Consider the following 7,314-nt stretch of genomic DNA (forward strand, 5'->3'; position numbering starts at 1 on the left):
GGCAATGACCGAGTACAGGTCTTTCCAGTTCGACCGCCCCAAAACCCGCTCCGCCTCGGTCCCGGGCATCAGCATCTCACCGTCGGTTGTAATGTATCCCTCGTCGATGAGATGCCGGATCAGCTGTTCCAGCTCCGCTTTCCGGATCCCGGAAAATGCCGGCCGGGCAAGAAGGGTTTTGATCAGGGTTCCCCGCCCCCTACGCCCGCCATGCAAGGCGAGAAAGAGCTGCTGGAGCAGGACATTGAAGGGGCGCTCCGGCGGGTGCAGGCCCTCGACCCTGCGGTCGATGGCGCACTCGATGATAGCACAGCTGCAGAGCAGCTGGCAGGGGGTTTCCAGCACAAAGACAACAAACGCCGGCCGTCCCCGCCTCCCGCTCCTGCCCATCCGCTGGAGAAAGGACGATACGGTATCCGGGGGGCCCACCTGCACCACGACATCCAGGTCGCCGATGTCGATCCCGAGCTCGAGCGTGCTCGTACAAATGATGCAGGCCCCCTCCTCGGACAGGAACGCATCCTCGGCCGTCTTTCGCATCTCCGTTGAAAGAGACGAGTGATGGATGTGAAGGTTCCGTACCCGCCCGGAGAGAGCTTCCATGAGGTGCTCAGCCCCACTCCGGCTGTTGACAAAGACCAGCGCCTTTCTCCCGGCAAGGACCCGTACCAGCGCACTCGTCCGCCGGTCCTCGTCCGGCTCGATGATGAACGAGAAGTGTTTTTCTTTTGGTGCCAAGGCGACCTCGACCAGTTCCTGACCCAGCCTCCCGCCCGAGAACCAGGAGAGGATCTCCTGCGGGTTCCCGGCCGTGGCAGAGAGACCGATCCGCTGGATCTTCCGCCCGGCAAGTTCGTCAAGCCGGTCCAGCAGCACCCTGAGATGGACGCCCCGGTCGGTCTCCACGAATGCGTGGAGCTCGTCGACGATGACAAAACGCACCTGCCGTAGGTCCTGTGAGAGTGTTCGCTCCTGGAGGAGGACCTCGAGCGACTCGGGTGTGATCATCAGGAAATGGGGCGGCTCCCCTTTCCATGACCTCCCCCCTTTTTTGACATCGCCATGCCATTTCATCACCGACAGCGATGCCGGCAGGCAGAATGCCGAGAACCGTTCTTCCTGGTCATTGATCAGCGCCTTTAAGGGCGCGATGTACAGGCAGGCTACCCCGGGCAGGCCCTGCTTCAGGACCGCATCCATCACTGGTATCAGGGCGGCCTCGGACTTTCCCCCGGCAGTAGGGGCGATGACCAGCGTGTCGTTCCCCCCTGAGATGGCGACACAGGCCCGCTCCTGCACCTCGCGGAGCTCCGACCAGCCAAGCCGCTGTGAGAGCACCTGCCGGAGGGACTCGTGCAGGCTGGAGAAGACGGATGCCACGGTTGTACCTGAAGGATGGTTATGCCTCCACCGATAAGGTCTTTTGCGCGGGCTTGCGATTTCGTGCTACAACATAGCATTGTACAGGGATGTGCACCAGCGTATCATTGAAAACCGTTAAATAGAGTGGTCTTCAGATTTAGATCCGGTAAACAATGAGGTCGCAAAGGGCTTGTTCTACTGTTTCTTTCATGAGCCCGTGCTACGCATTCTTCTTTAGATAGGGGACCGTCGTTCTGTTTGGTCCCCGTGTATTGTCGCAATGAAGAGTTTACCAGAGGTTTTTCTATGCTCTTTGGAATTCCTGATTTACAGATAGTGCTCGGCTATGGGCTGTCCATCGGATTAGCCCTGGCGTGTATCGTGTACGGCTGGCTGTACTGGAACGAGGGGGACGGCGGTAATGGCAGTTAATACGCTGACGATGACGGCGCTGGTGCTCATCTACCTTGCCGCCACCCTCATCATCGGCTACCTCGGGTACAAGAAGACGAAAAGCTCCGAGGACTACCTGGTTGCCGGGCGGTGCAGCCATCCGGTGATCATCGCCCTGTCGTATGGTGCAACATTCATCTCCACGTCCGCTATCATCGGGTTCGGGGGACAGGCGGCAAACCTCGGCATGAGCCTGATCTGGCTCACGGTGCTGAATATCGGTGTCGGTATCCTGCTCGCGTTCGTCCTCTTCGGCAAGAAGACCCGGGAGATCGGCCACCGCCTTTCTGCAGTCACGTTCCCGGACCTGATGTGCAAGATCTACAAGTCCCCGGTCCTCCAGTACATTGCCGGGTTCATCATCGTTGTCTCGATGCCGCTGTATACTGCTGCGATCCTCATCGGCGGAGCACGGTTCATCGAGCCCACGCTCGGGATCGATTACACGACAGCCCTAATCCTCTTTGCCGTCATCACCGCGGGGTATGTGGTCTTTGGCGGGCTGATTGCCGTTATGTATACCGATGCCTTCCAGGGGACCATCATGCTGATCGGTATGACCGTCCTGCTTGCGCTCACGCTGGTGGCTGTCGGGGGATGGACCACCGGGGCGACTGCTCTCACCAATATGGCTGACCTTGTGCCCAAGGCCCTTGCGAGCCAGGGCATGACCGGCTGGACAACGATGCCGGAACTCGGTTCTCCCATCTGGTTCACGGTCATCACCACGCTTGTCCTCGGTGTGGGTATCGGCGTGCTCGCCCAGCCGCAGCTCGTGGTCCGGTTCATGACGGCAAAGGACAACAAGTCGCTGAACCGGGCAATCCTCGTCGGGGGGCCGTTCATCCTGATGATGACCGGTGTCGCCTTCACGGTCGGTGCGCTTTCCAACGTGTACTTCTACCAGACCTCGGGCAAGATAGCGATTGATGCTGCCGGAGGAAATGTGGATGCCATCATGCCGCTCTTCATCAACCAGGCCATGCCCGAGATCTTTGTCGTCATCTTCATGTTAACGCTCCTCTCGGCAGCCATGTCCACGCTCTCCGCCCTGTATCATGCCATGGGAACGGCTCTGATCTGCGACCTCTGGGGCCGCGGAAAGGAATGTGCCCTCTCCTTAAAGGCACACCAGGCGGGGATCGTCATCATGATGGTCCTCTCAACAATCCTGGCCTTGCTCATGCCTATCAGTATCATTGCCCGGGCCACCGTCATGTTTATGGGGCTCTGCGCCTGCGCCTTCCTGCCGGCCTTTGCAGTGGGAGTCTATGCTAAGGCACCGTCGACCAAAGCGGCGTTATACAGCATGGTCACCGGCGCTGTCGTCTGGTTTGTCTGGACTGCGTTCTTCCATGCAGCGGAGGCAAAACCTCTGGGCCTCTGCCAGGCACTCTTCGGCAAGGTCACGCTCCTTGGTGCACCGTGGACCGCGGTGGACCCGATCGTGATTGCGCTCCCGATCTCACTCATCGTCATGGTGGTCATGCAAGTGCAGGCCGGAAAGGCACAGCCGGCTGCTACAGCCGTATAAGCGGGAAAACCGTACCGTGGGAGCGCCCGGCTTACGGGCTCCCTTGGAGAAACTTTTTTTGCCGGCACACTGAAGAGATAACCATGGAACTCGCACACCAGAAGTGCACCACGTATAAAGCAGGATCCCCCCCTCTCACAAGAAAGGATACCCTCGAATATCTTGCACAGGTGCCGGGCTGGACCTTGAAAAACGGCCACATTTCCAGAACCTTCACGCTGGCTGATGCATCGGCCTGCATCGCGTTTTTTGGCGAGATTGCAGCCCTCGCAACCGAGGAGGGGCATTTTCCGGATATCTGCATGCGGGAGTCCCGGTATGTCGATGTCTCCCTGTATACCTATCCTGCAGGCGGGCTCACCCTGAACGATTTCATCATTGCTGCCCGGCTCAATGCGAAAGACACCGCACAATAAGACACTTCTTTTTGATAGGATTTTTTGACTGGATTGGTTACGCGGGAACAACCAGATCCAGCTCAGGTTTTTCAAAATAATTTCCGGTTTGAAAATTTTTTCGCGTGAAAAAAATCCGGAATGAAAATCTGCCCCTGTCCGACCCCCCTTGGCTTCGTGTGGAGGGGATTTTTGGAGATTTAACGTCACAGATTCCACACGAAATTAAGGTAATTTTCGCGTACCCGAAAAGGGGGGTCGGGCAGGGGCAAACCGGAAAAATTTGATCAGGTTTGAAAAATTATTCATGCGATCCACTGAAAAAATCGTTCAGGAAAAGATGCGAGAAGCAGGAGTTGAACCTGCGAACCCCTTCGGGAACAGATCTTGAGTCTGCCTCTGTTGGCCACTTAGATATTCTCGCGCAGAATAGTATGGGGGAGAGGAGAGTAAAAGGCTTTCACAGGACACAAAATCCCGTTTCCCACACCCTTAATTACCAAAATATCCCCATTAAATGAGCATGATTGAGCGCTTGTGGCAGAGCCGTTACCGCAATCTCCTCATCGCAGTCCCGGTAATCGTATTTTTCCTCATCGTACTGGCACTCTCAGGTTCTGAGGTCCTGGGCGGGGACCTTGGGGAATTCGTGCTTGCCGGCGGAATGGTCGCACCCTTTGTCATCCTCGCCTTCCTTGCCTATACGGGGGAGGAATACCGCTGGGCCCGGTACACCGCAGTCCTCTGGCTCCTTCTTATCCTCTTCTGCATCTGGGCCGTGACCTTTATCGTCACCCTTGCACCGGTAATCAGTCTCTCCGGTGACGAGGCAGCTCTCGACGCGTACCTTGAGACGCAGCCTCCGGAATCGATGGGCCTCGTACTCCTTGTCTCGCTCGGGGCGGTTCTTGCCTGTCTCCTCGGATTCTTCCGACGGTTCCGGGGGCTCCTGTCCCGCGTCCTGCCGTTCAACCCGGATTCGTTTGCCCACACCATTGGTCTTGTCTGTGTCATCGCGCTCATCGTTCTTCCGGTTGTCCCGCTGGCCGTCACCGGCAATGCACCGTTCCTGGACGCCGGGCTGCAGAAAACCCTTGGTATCGGGAGCGAGGAGCCGGGTTCCAGCGTGAAGCTCGACCTCTTCACCCTCATCTGGACAACCCTTGCCTCGTTCTTCTTTGTCGGGCTCTGGGTGAGAAAAGACCTTCCGGCAACGCTGTTGCGTCTTGGCCTGGTCCAACCTTCCGCCCGGCAGGTTGCCCTCGGGATCGGCGCAGGCCTCCTCCTCGTAGGAGCCTTTACGGTAATTGACGATCTCCTGGTACAGCTCTTCATTGCCTGCGGTATCACCGTGACGGACGAGGCTTTGGTGAGCAACCTGTTTATTGTCTCCTTCACGCCGCTTGCGGCGATCGTGGCGTCAGTCACTGCCGGGCTTGGCGAAGAACTCTCGGTCCGGGGTGTGATCCAGCCCCGGTTCGGTATCCTCCTTGCGGCACTGGTCTTTGCATCCCTGCATGCGTACCAGTATGCGTGGGACGGGGTCATCGAAGTCTTCCTCATCGGCCTCTGCTTCGGCGTACTCCGGCAGTACACCAACACCTCCACGAGCGCCATAGCGCATGGTGTCTACGATCTCGTGCTCTTCTCCCTCATCATGGCGGGGATCACGAGTATTTAGTGAGGGGGACGGGAGGAGTTCGAGAAGAAGAAGCTTTCCGTAGAATTTCTGCGACTCTCCACTTGGTCGAAGAGCCCTTCGGGCTCTTCTCGCGGTTCGAGTCTGATGACTTTCACCGACTCGAAGAACGCTGCAGGCTCCTCTTGAACGTCGGGTCTGATGACCCTCCGCTAGTCGAAGAACCCTGCGGGTTCTTCGAAGAACTTCGTTCTTCTCATCTCACAAGTCTGATGACTTGTTCGATTCTCCAGCCTGCCCTTCCCTTGCGGGAACGGCAGTCTACATGAAGTCCGCGAGGCCCAGCTGCTGCTGCTTCTCCTCGCCAAAGGTGGACTCGATGGCGAGATCGATCACTTCCACCCGCTGCTTGGTGTACTCCGAGATGGCGTACTTGCGGCAGATCTCCCGGGACATCTCCAGGTATTTTTTCACCGAGCCCTCGTGGACGGTGGGAATGATGTTGCCGTTACAGATGCCCTTACCTTTGAACTTCGTGCACTTCCCGGCAAGCGGCATGCGGCGGTAGCTCGTGTTGCATTTCGTGCACCGGAACTTCTGCTTGGAGAACGCCGAGAGGTTGCCCATCAGGTCCCGGATGAAGTGCGTATTTAAGACCCGCTCTGCAACGTCATCGGCATCCACCGCCCGGATCTTCTCTGCAAGGTCAAGTTCCGCCCCGAGCTTGTCGGTCATCGTCTTCATCTGGGTGTACATCGACTCGATCGGCCCTGCCGAAATATCTGAGGTATCGTGGGTGAACTGGAAGCCTTCGAGCTGGGCCGGGGTCCCAATCCGGTTCTCCACCCGGTCGATGAGCTTGACGATCGTTTTTGGCTCCGCATAGGCAAGGGCACTCGTATAGACCTCGATCGGGTAATGGTCGCAAACATCCACGTTGAGGGCTTCCTTGTCGATCTCTGCCGGGTCGATCCGGCTCGTCAGCACCAGGGGTGCGTCCATGGAGCCGCCCCGGTTCTGCGGCAAAAACGAGCGCGAGAAGTTGATGAGGCCGTCGAGGAGCAGCATGATGCAGTCTTCGTCGCCGTCGCACTGTCCCGTGAAGATACCGTTTGCCACCAGCGTGTGGTCGTCGGCAACCGTCAGGCAGTACACGCGTTCTTCGGGAGAGGGGACCTGTTCAGCCAGCTTGATCGTGTCGGATATTACGCAACTGCCTTCGAAGACCGGCACCGGATCGCCGGGTTTGAGTTCGATCGCCCGGATCTTGCGGAGATAGCCGGTGTCCCAGACCAGCATCGCGTGGTCGGGGGTGACGACCAGCTCCTTTCCGCGGGAGGTGGTGAACCGGATCAGTGCCTGCGGGGCCCGGTGGACCGAGACCGACGTCACCTTCCGGAGGCGTATCTGGCCGGTGGTATCAACGGCGCGGGTCCAGAACGGACGGGCCGGGTCCGAGTAATAGGTTCCGAGCCGGTCAAGGCCCGGCCGGGTGAGGTCGAAGTTCTCCAGCACGAACTTCCGGATCGGGAGCTTCTCCCACCTGCTGCCGTCATTGACCTCGATCTCTGTATCGCCCCAGAAGCAGTTCCGGCGTTTTGCGGCATGGAAGAACGGGTGGGCATATCCCACGTTGGCCCGCGTGAACCCGACGATCCTTGCAAGGACGCCGGCGCTCGTATGCGGGGCAAGGCCGATGACGAGATGCCCGATGAGATCTTCGGGTTTTGTGACCTTGTAGAACGGGTCGAGGCCATAGCACTTGACGAGCAGTTCGTCCATGAACTTTGCCACGCCGCCCAGCCACTCGGCGCAGGAGTCGTGAACGAGTATATCCTGCGGGTGGCGCTCTACGACCTGCGACCCCTTCTCGATGTCGTATCCGTGCGTCTCTTTCTTGTCGCCGACGGGCCCCATCTCGTCCCCGTGGA

Annotated in this window: 5 protein-coding genes and 1 pseudogene; 4 read left to right on the forward strand and 2 right to left on the reverse strand. The window is 58.4% G+C overall.

Features of this window, described 5'->3' with window-relative positions; all coding sequences use genetic code 11:
• Nucleotides 1–1,380 (reverse strand): DEAD/DEAH box helicase (locus tag CW742_RS04350; protein ID WP_292416989.1); only part of this gene is annotated, 1,380 nt, incomplete at its 3' end.
• A 288-nt stretch (nt 1,381–1,668) separates the two neighbouring features.
• Between CW742_RS04350 and CW742_RS15435 the strand changes: the two genes are divergently transcribed.
• The 4 genes from CW742_RS15435 to CW742_RS04365 all read left to right on the forward strand — a co-directional run bounded on the left by CW742_RS15435 (nt 1,669) and on the right by CW742_RS04365 (nt 5,425).
• A complete protein-coding gene (locus CW742_RS15435) occupies nt 1,669–1,794 on the forward strand; it encodes a symporter small accessory protein (protein WP_300220315.1) in 126 nt (41 codons plus the stop codon).
• A complete protein-coding gene (locus tag CW742_RS04355) occupies nt 1,784–3,349 on the forward strand; it encodes a sodium:solute symporter (protein ID WP_292416992.1) in 1,566 nt (521 codons plus the stop codon). The genes CW742_RS15435 and CW742_RS04355 overlap by 11 nt, the downstream gene beginning before the upstream one ends.
• Before the next feature lie 83 nt (nt 3,350–3,432).
• A complete protein-coding gene (locus tag CW742_RS04360; RefSeq protein WP_015284321.1) occupies nt 3,433–3,765 on the forward strand; it encodes a 4a-hydroxytetrahydrobiopterin dehydratase in 333 nt (110 codons plus the stop codon).
• 502 nt (nt 3,766–4,267) lie between these two features.
• The gene (locus tag CW742_RS04365; protein ID WP_292416995.1) at nt 4,268–5,425 is read left to right on the forward strand and encodes a CPBP family intramembrane glutamic endopeptidase; all 1,158 of its coding nucleotides are present in this window, start codon (nt 4,268–4,270) and stop codon (nt 5,423–5,425) included.
• Between the two features lie 279 nt (nt 5,426–5,704).
• Here the strand turns inward: CW742_RS04365 and CW742_RS04370 are convergent.
• Nucleotides 5,705–7,314: pseudogene (locus CW742_RS04370) on the reverse strand (DNA polymerase II large subunit); the annotation flags it as partial.

It is taken from the genome of Methanoregula sp. (assembly GCF_002835825.1).
GTDB lineage: Archaea > Halobacteriota > Methanomicrobia > Methanomicrobiales > Methanospirillaceae > Methanoregula.